The 17,958-nt window shown below is 54.7% G+C and carries 10 protein-coding genes; 7 read left to right on the top strand and 3 right to left on the bottom strand.

Translation table 11 applies throughout. The features are described 5' to 3' along the window. Window positions 1-2: 2 nt before the first annotated feature. The 3 genes from ACEN2R_RS19195 to ACEN2R_RS19185 form a co-directional block, all read right to left on the bottom strand. On the bottom strand, window positions 3-1,193 hold the full coding sequence (locus ACEN2R_RS19195; protein ID WP_442044346.1) for a restriction endonuclease subunit S: 1,191 nt from the start codon (window positions 1,191-1,193) through the stop codon (window positions 3-5). 94 nt (window positions 1,194-1,287) lie between these two features. After that, on the bottom strand, window positions 1,288-2,232 hold the full coding sequence (locus ACEN2R_RS19190) for an endonuclease NucS domain-containing protein (RefSeq protein WP_442044344.1): 945 nt from the start codon (window positions 2,230-2,232) through the stop codon (window positions 1,288-1,290). Continuing rightward, window positions 2,229-3,785, bottom strand: a complete 1,557-nt coding sequence (locus ACEN2R_RS19185) for a type I restriction-modification system subunit M (protein ID WP_442044343.1) — start codon at window positions 3,783-3,785, stop codon at window positions 2,229-2,231. The genes ACEN2R_RS19190 and ACEN2R_RS19185 overlap by 4 nt, the downstream gene beginning before the upstream one ends. A 1,214-nt stretch (window positions 3,786-4,999) precedes the next feature. Between ACEN2R_RS19185 and ACEN2R_RS19180 the strand changes: the two genes are divergently transcribed. From ACEN2R_RS19180 to ACEN2R_RS19150, 7 genes are all read left to right on the top strand, one after another. Then, on the top strand, window positions 5,000-5,395 hold the full coding sequence (locus ACEN2R_RS19180; RefSeq protein ID WP_442044341.1) for a c-type cytochrome: 396 nt from the start codon (window positions 5,000-5,002) through the stop codon (window positions 5,393-5,395). 574 nt (window positions 5,396-5,969) lie between these two features. Then, the gene (locus ACEN2R_RS19175; RefSeq protein ID WP_442044339.1) at window positions 5,970-9,233 is read left to right on the top strand and encodes a helicase-related protein; all 3,264 of its coding nucleotides are present in this window, start codon (window positions 5,970-5,972) and stop codon (window positions 9,231-9,233) included. Further along, window positions 9,230-9,901 carry a DUF4391 domain-containing protein gene (locus ACEN2R_RS19170; RefSeq protein ID WP_442044337.1) on the top strand — a complete coding sequence of 224 codons (672 nt, stop codon included), beginning with the start codon at window positions 9,230-9,232 and terminating at the stop codon, window positions 9,899-9,901. The genes ACEN2R_RS19175 and ACEN2R_RS19170 overlap by 4 nt, the downstream gene beginning before the upstream one ends. 20 nt (window positions 9,902-9,921) lie before the next feature. After that, window positions 9,922-11,817, top strand: coding sequence for a site-specific DNA-methyltransferase (locus ACEN2R_RS19165; RefSeq protein WP_442044336.1), 1,896 nt, complete (start codon window positions 9,922-9,924; stop codon window positions 11,815-11,817). Then, a complete protein-coding gene (locus tag ACEN2R_RS19160; protein WP_442044334.1) occupies window positions 11,817-13,484 on the top strand; it encodes an RNA-binding domain-containing protein in 1,668 nt (555 codons plus the stop codon). Before ACEN2R_RS19165 ends, ACEN2R_RS19160 begins: the two co-directional genes overlap by 1 nt. A gap of 61 nt (window positions 13,485-13,545) precedes the next feature. Continuing rightward, window positions 13,546-16,629, top strand: coding sequence for a type III restriction-modification system endonuclease (locus ACEN2R_RS19155; protein WP_442044332.1), 3,084 nt, complete (start codon window positions 13,546-13,548; stop codon window positions 16,627-16,629). 157 nt (window positions 16,630-16,786) lie between these two features. Beyond that, window positions 16,787-17,317, top strand: a complete 531-nt coding sequence (locus tag ACEN2R_RS19150) for a hypothetical protein (RefSeq protein ID WP_442044330.1) — start codon at window positions 16,787-16,789, stop codon at window positions 17,315-17,317. The last annotated feature ends 641 nt before the right edge of the window (window positions 17,318-17,958 follow it).

The following is a 17,958-nucleotide window of genomic DNA, read 5'->3' as shown; positions in this document are numbered from 1 at the left end:
TCCTATACAAACATTTGTTGCAAGAGACCTTTTTTGAAGGCTTCCAGCTGCGTCACCTGACCGGCTACGGCGGCAATCTTGGCATCCATCGCCGAGAGTGCATCGGCGATCTTTTGTTGTTCTTCGTGTGATACAGGCAGCTTGAGCTTGTTCGATAGAAAACCAGCATTCGTTACGTTGATGGTGTTTTTTGCACCCTTTTGAACAATCGGGCTGAGGTAATTCGACACGTTCACATGAGATTCAAAATGTACATGTAATATTCGTCCAAGGGCGGGTGTTTCGGGCGTAAAAACCCCGTAGAGAGGCGAAACAATTACATCTTCCTCTATATAACTCTGCTTAATAATCCCGAGCGGAAAATCACCCGTTGGGCTTTTTGTGTAGACAATGTCGTGCTGCTTGACGCGGTTGTAATGGTCGGTATTAGCCGCCGAGAAACTGCGCCCAAGGTGTTCAATCTGGTTCACAAGTCCTTTGTGGACAGAGACAGAAAACACCTGTTCTTTGCCTGTGCTTTTTGCCTTATGTTCATGCAACACCTCCCCCAACCGCTTTTCCTCCCAATCGGGAAAGGCAGTCCCGTCCTCTTTGGCAAACCGGAGGCTCTGGCTGAACAGCGCCTGCATCAGCCCGCGTTTATAGCGCTCCAACCCCGCCCGCCGCGCCCGCAGCGCCGCGATCTTGGCATCCACCACCCCCAGAAATGAGGCGATTTTCTTTTGTTCGGGGAGGGAGGGTTGGCGCATCGGTATTCGTGCGAAGTCAGAAAAATACAGGCGCAAACGGTCACTCGTCAGACCGTGAGAATATGCCCAAAGAAGATAGAGCATTCGGGCGTTCTCAATCCGGTAGTTGAAGAACGCTGACGATGTCTGCTCCTTTGGTGACAAAACGACGTATGCGGGGCTGACCATGCATTCTTCTTCTGCAATGCCAGCCGCACCCTGCCACATCCGCATCATGTTATAGACAATGTCGTCGGGCTTTGCTCTCAAGTTGGTCTCATCGGCTGCGTCACCATGCATGTGCCGATCTAGACTATCGCGTCGGACCAAGCCCCGATCCATTGTTACAGAATACAATGGCAAACCTGCTTCGCCCTTTGCTCGACTATTGGCGAAAGCGTCGCCCGCCTTAGCTTCCTCCCAGTCCCCCGCAAACTCAGGAAACCGCAGCGCTGGCACACTCATAGCGGTGCCTCGATACCCAGTTCTGCACAGAACCCCGCAATCTGTGCGTCCAGATCGGCCATGCTTGCGGCGTCAGCTTTCAGTATTGCATGGGTCATTCCGTGCCCCCCGCCAGCAGCTGAAAACTGACTTGATAGCGGAAGAAGGTTATGTTCGGGGCCACGCTCAACGCCCGCTTCAGGCGGAGGTCATCCTCTAGCGCTATGATCACGCCGCGCACGGTCTGGCCCTGTTCCGCCAACTCTGCCTGCACGTATCCCATGTAGCGTTGGATCTGCCCGACCACGCGGTCGCTGGCCCGGCCCCGCTTCAGTTCGACCACCAACAGTTCCTTGCCGTCCTTGCTGATCGCCAGGATATCGATGGGGCCGGTGTCTGTCGGGAATTGCTGGCCGATGTTTTCCCCGTCAATGGTATAAAGATTGTGGGACTTCCCCAGTGGTGTTGCTGCCCAGTTGGCAATCAGAAAGGACTCCAGATGCTGTTCCAGCGCAAACACACTGACGTCTTCGACATCGGGGTCAACTGCAGTGAGGGCAGCAACCTGCTGGCCATCAAGGATCACTTTGATCTCGGCGGAGTGTTTGGTGACGTTGCTTACTGTTCCGGTGGACCCCAAAGAGTTTTGCAGACCGTCGCTCAGCTCATTCCGATGACGGGATATGCCATACCAGCGTACAGGTCGTTTGTGGGGTAGCTCATAGGTCGGATCATAGATGTAATCGCCGCTGATCTCGCCGAAATGGATATTGCCTTCAGTGTCCGGTGTCATCACCACATCACCAATGCTGGCCCCATGACAGATGGTGTACAGCATTGCGCAGGCCAGCCCCGCCGCTACCTTGGATTTACCGGGGTTCTGTTCCAGCCAGACATCACGCATCTTGGCGTTAAACTCTTTCCAATCCAACGGAAACTGTCCCGTCAGATCGATCCCGTCGATGTAACCCGCAGCGATCCAGCCGCCCTTGAGGCCATCATCAGCGTTGGCGCTTTTACGGCCCAACATGATCCGGCGGTATTCTTTTGCAGTGTTCATACTGGTGCCTCGATCCCTAATTCCGCACAGAACCCCGCAATCTGCGCGTCCAGATCGGCCATGCCTGCTGCGTTCGCGCGCAACGCGGCGGCGACAGCAGCCAGATCAATCGCCTCTTCCGCTTGAAACGTGTCCACATAGCGGGGGATGTTCAGGTTATAGTCGTTCTCGGCCACCTCTGACAGCTTGGCGCGGTGCGAGAACCGCTCCTCGACCAATCGCCCGCGATAGGTGTCGATGATCTTGGCAATATCCTGCGGGCGCAGGACATTCTGGTTCTTGGCCTTTTCAAAACAGGTAGAGGCATCGACGAACAGAATATCCTCGGGGTATTCGCGGCATTTCTTGAACACCAGAATACAGGTGGGAATGGACGTGCCGTAAAAGATATTCGCAGGCAGCCCGATCACCGCATCCAGCCAGTTGCGTTCCTTGATGATATATTCGCGGATATGCCCCTCGGCCGCGCCGCGAAACAGCACGCCATGCGGCAGGATCACCGCCATGGTGCCGTTGTCATCCAACTGGTGCAGCATGTGCTGGACAAAGGCAAAGTCAGCCTTGCTTGCCGGGGCCAGCCGCCCGTATTGGCTATATCGGTCATCGTTCAACAACAGCGGATTGGCGGACCAGTTGGCGCTGAAGGGCGGGTTGGCCACCACCGCCTCGAACCGCTTGTCAGCGTGCTGGGGATGTTCCAGCGTGTCTTCCTGTTTCAGGTCGAAATTGCGGTAATGCACCCCGTGCAGGATCATGTTCATCCGCGCAAGGTTATAGGTGGTGCGGTTCATTTCCTGCCCGTTGAAATCACCCACCTCGACTTCCTTGGCGACGCGCAGCAGCAGCGACCCTGACCCGCAGGTGGGATCATAGACCGATTTGATCCGCGTTTTGCCGGTGGTGACGATGCGCGCCAGAATGGTGGACACCTGTTGCGGGGTGTAAAATTCGCCCGCCTTCTTGCCCGCGCCGCTGGCGAATTGCCCGATCAGATATTCATAGGCATCGCCCAGCACGTCGCTGTCGATCTTTTCCAGCTCGAAATCGATGCTGTCCAGATGGGTCAGGACCTTGGCGATCAGCGTGTTCTTGGCTTCCTCTGTCCTGCCCAGTTTGTTCGATGTCAAGTCCATGTCGGAAAACAGGTCGTCGAAGTCATCCTCGGATTCCGCACCCATGGTCGAGCGTTCGATGTTGTTGAGGATGCGCGCAAGGTCTTCGATGATGAAGTTGCCCGGCTTGCTGCCGCGCTTGGCGACGGCACTGAACAGCTCGGAGGGTTTGAGGAAGTATCCCAGCTCGTCAATCGCAGCCTCGGCCACGGCATCGAGATACGCCTGCCCTTCATCGGTGGTCTCATCAATGTCGGCGAAATCCAAGCCGTCTTCGCTCAGCACCCCGTTGGCGTAGATATAAAGCCGCTCGGACAGGTATTTGTAAAAGATGAAGCCAAGAATGTAGTCGCGAAATTCGTCCGCGTTCATCTTGCCGCGCAGGGTGTTGGCGATATCCCAGAGCTTTTGTTCCAGCTTCTTCTTTTGTTCTTCGGTCATCGGGTCATCCATAAGTTGCGCCGGGTATTGATGAAGGATTGGAGCGGGATGTGAAAGGGGCAAGCGCGGTGGGGTGTCTTTCTTCAGCCATTCGCAGCTTGAAATAGACGCCATCCGCCCAAATGTTGAGAAAGCGGTGCTACGACGCGAAAGCAAAGGCATACCGCCGCGCTGTTTCCTTGCGCAGAATGTCGAAAGAAACAGCGTTGAGCCAGTCAGATAGGCTGGTTTGGATAGAACCGCCCGCACAAGCTGCTGGTCGCTACCGTCGTTCATCTGGGCACGGATGAAGCTCGGCCTGATCGGCATGAGGCGCAACACCCCGGAACACTTCGTCATTGATCTTGCGATCAATCAAAAGGTGGACCACTTCAGTGGGAGCATTCCAAACCTTCTCAAAATCTCAAGCAAACAAGCATATTTTCTATGGCGGGCTTAATGGCGGGTACAATTGATAAAAACTTAAATAACCCAGCAATATCAAGGGGTGGTGGCGGAGACGAAGTCCGTCGCATCGCATCACATTCGTCTTTTTTATAAATATTATCATATACTTAAAAAATATGCGTATAGCATTTTGTATAGCAAATTGTATAGCATATTTCAGCGTCTACTTTCATTCTATAGCATCGTCGGGCCCCCATTGCATTCAGCTTTTGAAGAGGAAAACGATTGCATCGTTGCATCGTGCGCACAATCGATCACGATAAAACCTATCCGAGGGTAATCCCCACCGCCAGACTCGGTATAGTGCCCCCTGGCGGGCTTGACGCAAGGAACTTACCACTTAAGCCTAAACGCAAAGGCACCACTCAGCGGGCTGCATATTGAGTCTGACGGTGCCTCTCTGCGGAGGTTTGGACCCTGGGAAGCTGGTGGCAGCAAAAGGCATCCCCATCGTCGATGCAGGATTGCTCTAGGACTTCGTGCTTTCCCGTCGTGTGGCAGGAAACTAAGGTCATAATCCACTAAAATGGAATACCGCGAAGGACAGCAATGCGGACGAACCTGCCTTTTGCTACGGCGGCGTGAATGCATCTCACGCCCGAAGTCGCGGTTCGTTTCTCTTGGGTGCGGGGGAAAGAGAATGCCAAACAAGCGGCTTACCCACGAAATGACCGCTTGATTTGAGTCAATATGCTTATGAAGCGATGGTGTTAGACTTATTTTTTTGCCAAGTGACAACTTGGCTTATAAGGGTGGAGGATATTACAATGAAAATGACTGTCCTTATAACGGCTATTCTCGCCAGCTTGTTGGGAGTGCAATCCGTTGAGGCGGAAAGCGTCGGTCAAAGTGAATACATGATCGCTTGCGCGGGATGCCATGGTGAGTCAGGGAAAGGTGACGGGCCACTAGCGGAGCTTCTGAAAATTGGAACTCCGGACCTTACTGGTCTTGCTGCCCGAAACAAAGGGCAGTTTCCGTTTGAATACACAGTATTCATGATCGATAGGCGAAATGTAATACCCGTTCATGGAAACGACATGCCGGTGTGGGGTGATCGATTTCAGGCCTCAGCAACCAGCGAGCGTGGAGAGACCGCGGAGATGGTGGCACGCGGACGCATCCTGTCTCTCGTCTACTATCTCCAGTCAATCCAGCAGTAGTAATCAAGAGGCGGTTTCGGTTTCGACCGACCTCGCAGTCTGCAACCTGTTCATAGGCTGTTCAGACTTTGCTGCGGCTATCACGGATGGCAGTTTTCGCCGCTGTGGCTCGTGGTTCTTGAATCGGTCTAGCCCCACAGGTTTCTGCGGGATTGAAGAAAGTGGTTTCAATTTGGCTGCTGAGGGCTCTGAACTGCCGTTCGCTGCGCTTAGATCGAATGGCCCGCCTGGGATCAGCTGCCCTTCGCTTCGTGACAGATAAATTGGCAGTGCGGGACAAAGCGACCGCTGGCCATGGCGACGCGTTCACCCGGTCGGTCGAGACCGACTTCATGGCCATACCCTCTGAATGTGAACCCGGAGCGGAGGTTTGAACCCCAAGAAGTCGGTGGCAGCAAAAGGCATCCCCATCGTTGACGCGGGATTGCTCTAGGACTTCGTGCTTTCCCGCACAAGTGCACGATCACCTTATCTGAAACGCGATTTTGCAGATGCCATTCAGGTAACTCGTTGCACATCCACGCGGTGTCAGTAGGTTACCGATAGAAGCCATATTTCTGGCGGGAGAGATGCTTTGCGGATCGTCGACAACACCACGGCCCTTCTTGGGGATGATCTAAAGCGCGAGCTTACGGGGGCCACGAAATTCCGCGTGGCAGCCGCCTGTTTCTCGATTTACGCATTCGAGGCCCTGAAATCGGAACTCGGCAAGCTGAAGGAGTTCGAGTTCATATTTACTTCGCCAGTTTTCGTTCCCAACGGCGCAATTGACCGAATAAAAAAGGAACGGCGCGAGTTCTTCATCCCGACGGATCAATCCGAGGGAGGTATTTACGGTAGCGAGTTCGAAATCCAACTGCGCAACAGGATGACGCAGCGGGCGGTCGCCCGAGAATGCGCTGACTGGATCCGGAGCAAAGCGCGGTTCAGTTCGAATGCAACCTCTGCTGCAATGCAGCAATTCGCACATGTGCAAAAGGCCGGATCAGGCGCGGCCTATATGCCGCTTTCGGGCTTCACGGCGGTGGATCTCGGGTATCAGCGAGGCGATGCGATCTCGAATTACACACAGGTTATGGACGAACCTCAGTTCGCCCAGACCTATCTAAGCCTCTTCGACCAAATCTGGAACGATCAGGAAAAGTTGCGTGATGTCACCAGCGAAGTCCTAGAGCACATTGAATCCGTTTATCATGAAAACCCTGCCGAACGGATTTACTTCCTGATCTTGTTCAATTTGTTCAGCGACTTCCTGAGTGAAATCGATGAAGACGTCCTACCGAAAGAACGGACGGGGTATCAGGATAGCCTGATCTGGCAGAAGCTCTTCAATTATCAACAGGATGCGGCGGTTGGAATCATCAACAAGCTGGAAACTTACAACGGCTGTATTCTTGCCGACAGTGTCGGATTGGGAAAAACGTTTACCGCGCTGGCGGTGGTCAAATACTATGAGCTGCGGAATAAGGATGTGCTGGTTCTTTGCCCGAAGAAGCTGGCGGACAACTGGCGCAACTATAACGCCAACCTGACCACGAACATCTTCGCTAAAGATCGGTTCCGGTATGACGTGCTTTGTCATACCGACCTGTCGCGCACCTCCGGTGACTCTTTCGGCATGCGGCTCGACCGTGTGAATTGGGGGAACTATGACCTTGTTGTCATCGATGAGTCCCACAACTTCCGAAACAATGACGTCTACAAGGATCGAGAAACCCGTTATCAGCGCCTGATGAACCAGGTCATCAAGGCGGGTGTGAAAACGAAAGTCCTAATGCTGTCGGCGACCCCCGTGAACAACCGGTTCACCGATTTGCGAAATCAGCTTGCACTCGCCTATGAGGGGCATTCGGACGCGCTGAGCAAGAACCTCAAAACTAAAACAAGCGTTGAAGAGATATTCCGGCGTGCGCAGACGGCCTTCAACGTATGGTCGAACCTGCCGCCGGATCAACGGACAGCGGCCTCTATTCTGAGGGCGCTTGATTTTGATTTTTTCGAACTGTTGGATGCGGTGACCATCGCGCGATCCCGCAAGCATATCGAGACCTTCTATGACACGGCAGATATCGGCACGTTCCCGACGCGGCTAAAGCCGCTCTCGCATCACCTTCCAATTACCCATCGCGACGATGTCATCGGATTCAACGAGATTTTCGCTCAGTTGAGTGACCTGAAAATGGCCGTCTATGCGCCGGTCAATTACATCCAGCCAAGCCGATTGAAGAAATACGAAGACCTATACGACACCAAGACCGAAGGCGGCAAAGGCACACTGAAACAGGCGGACCGCGAAAAGAGCCTGCAAGCGCTGATGACGATTAACTTGCTCAAGCGGTTGGAAAGCTCGGTCCAAGCCTTCCGCATGACCCTCGGGGCGCTGTCTGGAAATATCGGACGGACGCTCGAGGCTATTGCCCGGTTCGAGGCCTCGGGCGGTGCCGCGACAATTGAGGACCTGGATAGCGATCTGGAGGCCGTGGCTGATGAAGATGACGATTTTGCCGATTTCTCGGTTGGGAAGAAGATCAAGATCGATCTGGCCGATATGGACATCACGTCTTGGAAGCAGGAACTTTTTGGTGACCGCATTATAATTGACGCCTTAATCACACAGATGGAGCGCGTAACGCCCAGCGATGACGCCAAACTGCAGCATCTGATTGCGGAAATTTCCAGCAAGATGGCGAACCCGCTAAACCCCGGCAACCGCAAGGTGATCGTTTTCACGGCCTACGCCGACACCGCGCATTACCTCTTCGCCCAACTCGCCCCGCATTTCGCCAAGGCCGAGAATATCCATACAGGCCTGGTTACCGGCTCCGGCAACCCCAAGACAACGCTCAAGAAGTTTTATGACTTCCAGTCCGTGCTGACGCTCTTTTCTCCACGCGCCAAGGAAAAGGACAAGATCATGCCAGATGACCCGGCCGAGCTGGACATCCTCATCGGCACGGACTGCATTTCCGAGGGGCAGAACCTTCAGGATTGCGACTACCTGATCAACTATGACATCCACTGGAACCCTGTCCGCATCGTCCAGCGTTTTGGTCGGATTGATCGGATCGGCTCACCCAATACCCAGATCCAGCTGTCGAATTACTGGCCTGACATTTCGCTGGACGAATATATCAACCTCAAGGAACGGGTAGAGAACCGGATGCACATCGTCGACATGGCGGGCACCGGTGAAGACAACGTGCTGACCTCGAAAAGCTCGGACGTGGCTTACCGGAAGGAACAGCTCCAGCGGCTGCAAAATGAAGTGATCGAACTGGAGGATGTCAAAACCGGCATTTCCATCACTGATCTGGGCCTGAACGATTTCCGGATGGACCTGCTGAACTACCTCAAAACCCATGACGACTTGCCGCGCATGCCGCATGGACTGCACACTATCGTGCCTGCCGATCCAAAGCGCGGGCTTGTCCCCGGTGTGATCTTTACGCTGCGCAACATCCATGACAGCGTCAATATCAACCAACAGAACCGTCTGCATCCCTATTACCTGATCTACATCGGACAGGACGGGCAGATCGTCGTTGATCAAACGCAGGTCAAACGGCTGCTCGACCTGATCCGCACGGGCTGCAAAGGCAGTGATACGCCCTTCCGCGACCTTTGCGCCTCGTTTAACGCGGAAACGCAGGACGGACGGCGGATGGAAACCTATTCTAACCTGCTCAACGATGCGATCCGCTCGATGATCGAGGTAAAGGAGGAACGCGATATCGACAGTCTGTTTTCGGGCGGTCACACCACTGCGTTGACCCATGCCATCGCAGGGATCGACGATTTTGAGTTGATCGCCTTTATCGTCATTCGGGCGGAGCAATGACCGCGCTCTTTGACTACCCTGACCAGACGAAACTGAAACGGGTTATCCCGAAATCCCGCATCTATGACGCTGGTCAGGTTGGCACCGCGCTGCGGGATCGGTTTGTGCGGGAACTGGATCAGATCACATGGACGCATAAGCTAGCCCCCGAAACGCTGAACCTGCCCGCAACCTCCGCCGTGCCGGAAATTCAGGTGTTTCGCCTGACGCTCAAGGGCAACGCTCTGCATGACGATATCCTGCGCGCGATTGACCGGGCCATTCCCTTCCCCCTGATGTTCGAGCTTGTGGCGGGCGACCGGATCCAGCCCGCTGCCGCCTATAGGCGCCCGTCGGGTGCCGAGCGGGGCAAATGGGTGCTGTCGGACCCGTTGCGCGGGGACTGGGTGGCACAGGACGCTCCGCGCGCCACATTGCCTGTGGCGTTGAATATGGGCGCACTCTATGATCGGTTGCTGTCCGCCCTCATGCCCATCGACCCGCGACCGCAGGAAGATGTGGAAACCCGCCTTGCGCGCCTTGCCGCAATCAGGGCAAAAGAGCGGGAGATTGCGCAGCTTGAATCCCGCTTGCGGCGCGAAAGCCAGTTCAACGTCAAAGTCACCCTTCACGGCCAATTGGCCGAGGCGCAGGCGCAATTCGACCATTTGAAAAAGCCCGACGCATAACAGGGCAGGAAAGGCCGACCATGACCGACACCCCAATGACCAAGCTGAAGATGCACAGCCCCGACCTGAAGCAAGACAATATCGCCAAGATCCGCGCGCTGTTTCCGGGGTGTGTGACCGAGGCTGCGGGGCAGGACGGCGCGCCCGCCTTGCGGGTGGATTTTGACCTGCTGCGTCAGGAACTGTCGGACAGCATCGTTGAGGGGCCGCAAGAGCGGTATCATCTGGATTGGCCGGGCAAGCGGCAGGCGCTGATCACGGCCAACGCGCCGATTGCCAAAACACTGCGGCCCGTGCGCGCGGAAAGTGTGGATTTTGACACCACCCGCAACCTGTTCATCGAGGGCGATAACCTAGAGGCGCTGAAACTGCTGCAAGAGACGTATTTGGGCAAGGTCAAGATGATCTATATCGACCCGCCCTATAATACGGGGAATGATTTTGTTTACGCCGATGACTTTGCCGAAAGCACGGCGGAGTTTCTGGCGAAGTCAAATCAGGTGGATGAGGCGGGTAACCGGCTGGTGGCGAATTCGCAATCGAATGGGCGGTTTCATTCGGCTTGGTTGACGATGATGTTTTCGCGTTTGAAGTTGGCTAGATCACTTCTTAGAAGTGATGGTGTTATCTTCATCAGTATCGACGATAATGAGGTGGCAAACCTTAGAAAAATTGGTGACGAGGTTTTTGGCGAAGAAAACTTCTTCGCCAATATTGTCTGGCAGAAGAAATATGCAGTTTCCAATGATGATCCCGGCATCGCAGATATGCATGATCATATTATCGTTTATCGGAGGTCAGAGGACTTCGCGCGAAATCTCCTTCCGCGTTCAGAGAAGCAAGATGAACGTTATAAGAACCCAGATAGCGATCCGAGAGGGCCGTGGGCATCAGACAATTACATAAGCAACAATTCTATTGCTGATCGCCCCACGCTCAATTATCCAATTACTAACCCAAGAACTGGTGAAGAAATTTGGCCTGGCGAGAACGCGTGGCGGTATTCACGAGAAAACCATGAAAAAAAAGAGAAGGAGGGTCGCCTTTATTGGGGGCCTGATCAAGGCTATAAAAAGCCGCGAATGAAAAGATACCTAAGTGAGGTTCAATCTGGCGTCGTTCCATCCACATGGTGGCCGTTCACTGAGTTTGGACACAACAATGAGGGATCAAAAGAGGTAAATGACCTCTTTGGAAAGAAAAAGGTCTTCACGTTTCCAAAGCCAACACGCTTGTTAGCCGAGATATTGCGTATTGGGAGCTCGAGGGATGACTTAATCCTAGATTTTTTTGGTGGGTCGGGCTCTACCGCACATGCGCTATTTAAGGTATGTGCGGAAACAGGTGAAAACCGGCGTTTTATTGTTGTTCAAATTCCGGAAGATGTGCCTGAAAAGTCGGAAGCGGCAAACAACGGCTTCTCCACCATCGCCGAAATCTCCAAAGAGCGAATCCGCCGCGCTGGCGCGAAAATCCTTGAGGGCGAGTGTCACCCCGACTGGAATCGCGATGTGGGCTTTCGCGTGCTGAAAATCGACAGCTCGAACATGGCCGATGTCTATTACACCCCTGACGCCACGACACAGGCTGACCTGCTGACCCGCGTGGACAATATCAAGCCGGACCGCACCCCCGAGGACCTGCTGTTTCAGGTGCTGCTCGACTGGGGCGTCGATCTGACCCTGCCCATCACCCGCGAGAGCCTTGACGGCAAGACCGTCTTTACCGTTGCCGGCACCGCCCTGATCGCGTGCTTTGACAACGGCGTGGACGAGACGCTGGTCAAAACCCTCGCCACCCGCAAACCCCTGCGCGTGGTGTTCAAGGACACAGGCTTCAAGGACGACGCAACCAAGATCAACGTGAAACAGATATTCAAATCCCTCTCGCCCGACACCGAAGTCAAAGCGATCTGATGACCCCCGCCGCGCACAACTCCGTTCTGGGCCAGAAACTGACCGACCTGATCGCCACCTGGGAAAACGAGGTGGTCGAGTTCAAGGAGGTGTCGCACGACTATGACACCGACAAGATCGGGCGCTATTTCTCGGCCCTCGCGAACGAGGCGAACCTGCGCGACGTCGATGCGGGCTGGTTGGTGTTCGGCGTCAGCAACAAGACCCGCGCGGTGGTGGGCACCAACTATCGACCGGAACGCGAACGGCTGGACAGCTTAAAACAGCAGATATCCCAAGGGGCAGACCCAAGCACCACCTTTCGCCAGATCCACGAGGTGGATGTGGACGGCAAACGGGTGGTGATGCTGGAAATCCCGCCCGCGCCGCGTGGCATTCCGATTGCGTGGCAGGGACATTTCTATGCCCGTTCGGGCGAAAGCCTGTCGCCGTTGGGGCTGGCCAAGCAGGATGAAATCCGCGCCCAGACGCTGGACACCGACTGGAGCGCGCAGGTGGTGGACGGCGCCACGCTGGATGATCTGGACCCACAGGCGGTGGAACGCGCGCGGAGTGACTTTGCGCTGAAGCATCAAAACCGGATTGACGCGGATGAGGTGCGCGGCTGGCCGGTGGCGACCCTGCTGGACCGCGCCAAGTTGACCCAACGCGGACAGGTGACCCGCACGGCGCTGTTGCTCTTGGGGCGTGCGGAAAGCGCCTACCTGCTGTCTCCCCATCCCGCACAGATGACATGGAAGCTGGTCGGGCCGGAGACGGCCTATGAACACTTCGGCCCGCCATTCCTGCTGGCGACCTCGCAGCTGTATCAACGTATCCGCAACATCCAGCTGCGCCTGCTCCCCGATGACGAATTGCTGCCGCATGAGGTGTCGAAATACGATCAGAAGGTGGTCCTGGAAGCGCTGCACAACTGCATCGCCCATCAGGATTACCGCCAGAACCAGCGGATCATCGTGACCGAGCGGCCGGATCGCTTGGTGTTGGAAAACGCAGGCAGGTTCTTTGAGGGCGCGCCCGAGGATTATGTGCGCGGCGACAAGACACCGAGGGGGTATCGCAACCCCTATCTGGTGCAGGCAATGGTCGAACTGAACATGATCGACCAGATGGGTTACGGAATTCAGCGGATGTATGAAACGCAGCGCAAACGCTATCTGCCGATGCCGGATTATGAGGTGTCAGGCGATGCGGTGGTGATGACAGTCTATGGCGGGGTTGTTGATCCGGCCTACACACGCGTGCTGATGGAAAACGGCGGCTTGAAGCTGACCGACGTGCTGGCGCTCGACCGGGTCCAGAAAGGGCTGGAGGTGCCGGATGCGGCGATCCAGGCGCTGAAGCGCAAGGGGCTGGTTGAGGGGCGCAAACCTCGGTTCCGCGTCTCGGCTGCTGTCGCGGCTGCATCGTCCAAGAAGGCCAAATACATCAAGACCCGTGCATTTGACGATCAGCATTACGCGGACATGGTGGTTGAGTTTTTACGAAAGTTCGGCAGCGCTTCACGAAAGGACGTTGATGATCTGCTCTGGGACAAGTTAAGCGACGCCTTGGATGACACGCAGAAGAGAAACAAAATCGGAAACCTTCTCAGTGGCTTACGGCGTAAGGATGTGATTTTCAACGCTGGCTCCAAACCTGCCCCACAATGGGAGCTGTGCGAATGAAACAAGAACATCCTACGAAAGAAATTACGAAAGAAACACCGGATTTAAGAAAGCGGCTGCCATGAAGATCAAGTTCAAGTCGCAAACCTATCAGACCAATGCAGTCGATGCGGTGGTAAATTGTTTCATCGGCCAGCCCCGACAGGACGTGCTGAAATACACCATTGACCCCGGTATGGCCGCACAGTCACGACTCGAGGTGGACGGGTTCGGCAATGCCCCCTTGAAGCTGCCCGAGGATGTATTGTTGGAAAACATCCGCACGCTCCAGCGCCGTGCGATGCTGCCCCCGTCGGACAGTCTGACGCATGCGTCCGATGACAAGGGCAAGAAAAAGCCCGCCAGCTACAAGCCCGGCGCGCGGATCAATCTGGATGTCGAGATGGAGACAGGCACGGGCAAGACCTATGTCTACATCAAGACCATGTTCGAGATGCACAAGCGCTATGGCTGGTCCAAATTCATCATCATGGTGCCAAGCGTGGCGATCCGCGAAGGTGTTGCCAAGTCGATCCAGATGACGGCGGATCATTTCCAGCAGGAGTATGGAAAGAAGGTGCGGGCGTTCGTTTATAACTCCAAGCGCCTGCACGAGCTGGAAAGTTTTTCGTCGGATGCCGGGATCAACGTGATGGTGATCAACGTGCAGGCGTTCAATGCCTCTGGTGCGGATAACCGGCGGATCTATGACGAACTGGATGATTTTCAGTCACGCAAGCCCATCGACGTAATCGCAAAGAACCGGCCCATTTTGATTTTGGACGAGCCACAAAAGATGGAAGGCCCTGCCACGCAAGAGGCTCTGCCCAAGTTCAACCCGTTGTTCATTCTGCGCTATTCCGCAACGCACAAGACGATGCACAACAAAGTGCATCGTTTAGATGCAGTGGATGCATTCAACCAGAAACTGGTCAAGAAGATCAAGGTCCGTGGCGTGGAAACCAAGGGCTTGAGTGGGACAAATCCCTATCTGTTCCTACACCGTATCGAGACCTCAAGCGCCGCTCCGGTCGCTTGGGTCGACATCGAGGTGAAGATGCAGAGTGGGATCAAACGGATATTGAGGAAACTGGAACAGGGGCGGAACCTGTTCGATCTGTCCAAAGGACTGGAAGCCTACAAGGGTTTTGTCGTGAGAAATATCGACGCGCGGGACGACACAGTGCATTTCACCAACGGCGATATCCTGCACGCGGGCGAGGCCTCGGGCGATGTGACCGAACGCGATATCCGCCGCATCCAGATCCGTGAGACAATTTCGGCCCATCTGGAGCGCGAGCAGATGCTGTTTGCGCGCGGTATCAAGGTGCTGTCGCTGTTTTTCATCGACGAGGTGGTGAAGTATCGTGATTACTCGAAGAACGACGAAAAAGGCGAGTATGCCCGCGTATTCGAAGAGGAATACGCGCAGGCGGTGAATGACCTGCTTGGTGAGTTGCCGTTAGAGAACGTCGAATACCGCACTTATCTGCAGGGGATCGAAGTTGGCAAAACCCATCGCGGGTATTTCTCGATCGACAAGAAGGGACGGATGACCGATCCGAAGGCCGCAGCACGAGGCGAGTTAGCGGGGCAGTCGACGGAGTCCAGTGATTACGACCTGATCCTGAAGGACAAGGAGCGCCTGCTGTCTTTCGCGGAACCCACGCGGTTCATATTTTCTCATTCGGCTCTGCGTGAAGGCTGGGATAACCCGAATGTGTTCGTGATGTGCATGCTCAAACACAATGAAAGCCAGAATACGATTTCCCGGCGACAAGAGGTGGGACGAGGCCTGCGGATCGCCGTTGACCGCAACGGTGAGCGAATGGATCATCCTAGCACCGTTCACGACATCAACATTCTGACCGTGGTGGCATCCGAAAGCTACAAGGGGTTCGTGACCGGGCTGCAAAAGGAGATCGTCGAGAACCTGTCAGCTCGGCCTAAACAAGCGGATGCTGAGTATTTCGATGGCAAGACCCTCAAAACGGGCGACTTGGAACTAGTGCTGGAAAAGTCCCTGGCGAAAAAGCTGGAACGGTTCCTGCTCAAGAACGACTATGTGGATGATGATGGCCACATCACGGCTGCTTACCATGAGGCCCGCAAGGCCGAGGCACTAGCCGAGTTGCCTGAAGAGTTGGAGGCACACCGCGACGCCGTCTTCACCCTGATTGACACCGTCTTCAATGGTGGAACTGTCGACGATATGTTCAGCGACGGACGCGCACCTAAGAAAAACCGCCTGAATGCCAATTTTAACCGGAAAGAGTTTCAAGAGCTTTGGCGCCGGATTAACCGTAAGGCCGTCTATCAGGTCGAATTCGACAGCACCGCATTAGTGAAGAGCTGCATTGACCGACTGGAACGCGACCTGCAGGTTGCGCCGCTGCAGTATCTAGTGACCGAAGGCACCATGTCCGATGACGTGACCGATGATAGCCTGCGCGCCGGGGAAGCCTTCGTCCAAGGCAAGCTAAGCACGGAAACTGGCAAGAGCGCCCATTCCCGCGTGTCCTACGACCTTATTGGGACGATCGGGCAGAACACGGATCTAACCCGCAAGACGGTGGGGGAAATCCTCGCCGGGATTCAACCGGCAAAATTCGGTGAGTTTGCAAAAAACCCCGAACAGTTCATCGCTGACGCCTCGCACCTGATTCAAGAGCAGAAGGCAACCGCGATCATCGAGAAGCTGACCTATGATGCTGTGGCTGGGCAATACGGCTCAGAGCTCTTCACGGCCGGCGAAACCGGGAACGACTTCAAGAAGGCGACAGAGAAACTGAAAAACCACGTCTATGACTACGCCATCGTAGATTCAAAAGTTGAACGTGATTTTGTCAGGGACCTCGACACCAGCACCGAGGTGATCGTTTATTCCAAGCTGCCACGCGGCTTCCTGATCCCGACGCCGGTTGGGGATTATAATCCAGACTGGGCGATTGCCTTTAAGGAGGGCGGCGTAAAGCACATCTATTTTGTCGCAGAAACAAAATCAGATTTGCCTTCAATGAAGATGCGGGAACTGGAACAGACCAAGATCAAATGCGCCCGCAAGTTCTTTGATGAAATAGGTCGCCGGATTAATGAAGATCGTGTGAAATACGATGTCGTAACGAGCTACTCCGACTTGATGGCTCTGGTTAAAGATATCGTCTAGCTGGAGCGGCGTTAGATTTCATTATAATGCGGAATGAACTTCAATGGTCATAAAAGACCTCGGTTGGCGCAACAGCCATAGTTTACTTTTTCTGCGGTAGATTGATCTACCGTGTCGCCCATTACACTTTACATCCAAACAAGCAGTGGACCCGCCCGTGAAACAAATTCGCGACAACGAATACTACGAGGATCGGCTCAAAACGGAGCACCCGGCACTTTTCGCCGACGTTGTTGCGGGTCGATTAAGCAAGGCCCAAGCGTTCAGGAAAGCGGGGTTAAAAAAGCCGCGCACACGCCTTCAGGAAATGACAAATGCATGGGACAGATCGACATCTGCCGAAAAGCATGCGTTTCTCGCGCACATAGGTATGGCCTCCCCGCTAATAGCAACTTCCGGCGTCAAGCCCCCTGCGGCCGTAAGCATGACCTCTGCAAGTCCCACAAGCATCACCGCTGCGACATCGAAAAGGCCCGCGCCCACCTACCACGAACTTCAGCCCAAGATAGCCGAACGGATTCAGGACATAATGGACAAGCGAAAACTCAAGCCGGGGGATGTCGCAGAAGAACTGGGTTTCAAACGACTTGATGCGTCTTTGCCGACCGCAATTGTCAGAGGCACCCGGATCAATTCGAGGATGATGGCTGCGCTGGCATTATGGTTGAAAGCAAATTCGAGCGTGTAGATTAATCTACGAGCTGAGAAGCCCAGCGAACACCGACAACAGACAAATACTGCTTCCAGCTTGAGAGCCGTTTGCCGCCAAAACGCCATCTGACCTTGCCTTAAAGTGGCGCGCTAGACAAAATGACTTAAGAACCCGCGCTGGAACGCCCCCAGACTCAATACCAGACTCGCTGGAGCGCTTAGCGCCGTGCATCCTCCCAGTGGTGGCCGCGGAGCGCGGACCCCACTCAGCGGGCTGCACATTGAGTCTGAGGGCGATAGGGCAGGCTATCCGCCCAGCATGGAGGTTAAGACCCCAGGACGTCGGTGGCAGCAAAAGGCATCCCCATCGGGCCGAGACATTCTTTCTAGGACTTCGCAAGCCCTGAGGCCTTTTAGCAGAAAACCGGAACATCTTCACTTGGACGAGGCGAGATCACTTCCTAACATCTGGTCAAGGACTATCCGGATCTGGTTTTTCATCCCAGAAGAGTGCCCTAATCATGAAACTTATCTATGGGGCGCAAGCAACCTGTCCGCAGGCTTACCTGTAAGGTCTCCCAAACTCTCTTTCTTAAATACTTAAGGGCACCTCGATTTTTACGAGTTTTCAGCTCCACACCTCGGCGCTACCGGTTTGAAGGTGGCCGGAGACCACTG

It is taken from the genome of Pseudogemmobacter sp. W21_MBD1_M6 (assembly GCF_052119585.1).
Taxonomy (GTDB): Bacteria; Pseudomonadota; Alphaproteobacteria; order Rhodobacterales; family Rhodobacteraceae; genus JBGQOJ01.
Note: the sequence above shows the minus strand (reverse complement) of the source record. Positions and strands in the feature narration are given on the sequence as shown.

What these genes read in the sequence shown, in the direction of transcription:
- ACEN2R_RS19160 (WP_442044334.1), top strand. Translation starts at nt 11,817, where the DNA reads ATGACCCCCGCCGCGCACAACTCCGTTCTGGGCCAGAAACTGACCGAC.
- ACEN2R_RS19165 (WP_442044336.1), top strand. Translation starts at nt 9,922, where the DNA reads ATGACCGACACCCCAATGACCAAGCTGAAGATGCACAGCCCCGACCTG.
- ACEN2R_RS19190 (WP_442044344.1), bottom strand. Translation starts at nt 2,232, where the DNA reads ATGAACACTGCAAAAGAATACCGCCGGATCATGTTGGGCCGTAAAAGC.
- ACEN2R_RS19195 (WP_442044346.1), bottom strand. Translation starts at nt 1,193, where the DNA reads ATGAGTGTGCCAGCGCTGCGGTTTCCTGAGTTTGCGGGGGACTGGGAG.
- ACEN2R_RS19155 (WP_442044332.1), top strand. Translation starts at nt 13,546, where the DNA reads ATGAAGATCAAGTTCAAGTCGCAAACCTATCAGACCAATGCAGTCGAT.
- ACEN2R_RS19185 (WP_442044343.1), bottom strand. Translation starts at nt 3,785, where the DNA reads ATGACCGAAGAACAAAAGAAGAAGCTGGAACAAAAGCTCTGGGATATC.
- ACEN2R_RS19170 (WP_442044337.1), top strand. Translation starts at nt 9,230, where the DNA reads ATGACCGCGCTCTTTGACTACCCTGACCAGACGAAACTGAAACGGGTT.
- ACEN2R_RS19180 (WP_442044341.1), top strand. Translation starts at nt 5,000, where the DNA reads ATGAAAATGACTGTCCTTATAACGGCTATTCTCGCCAGCTTGTTGGGA.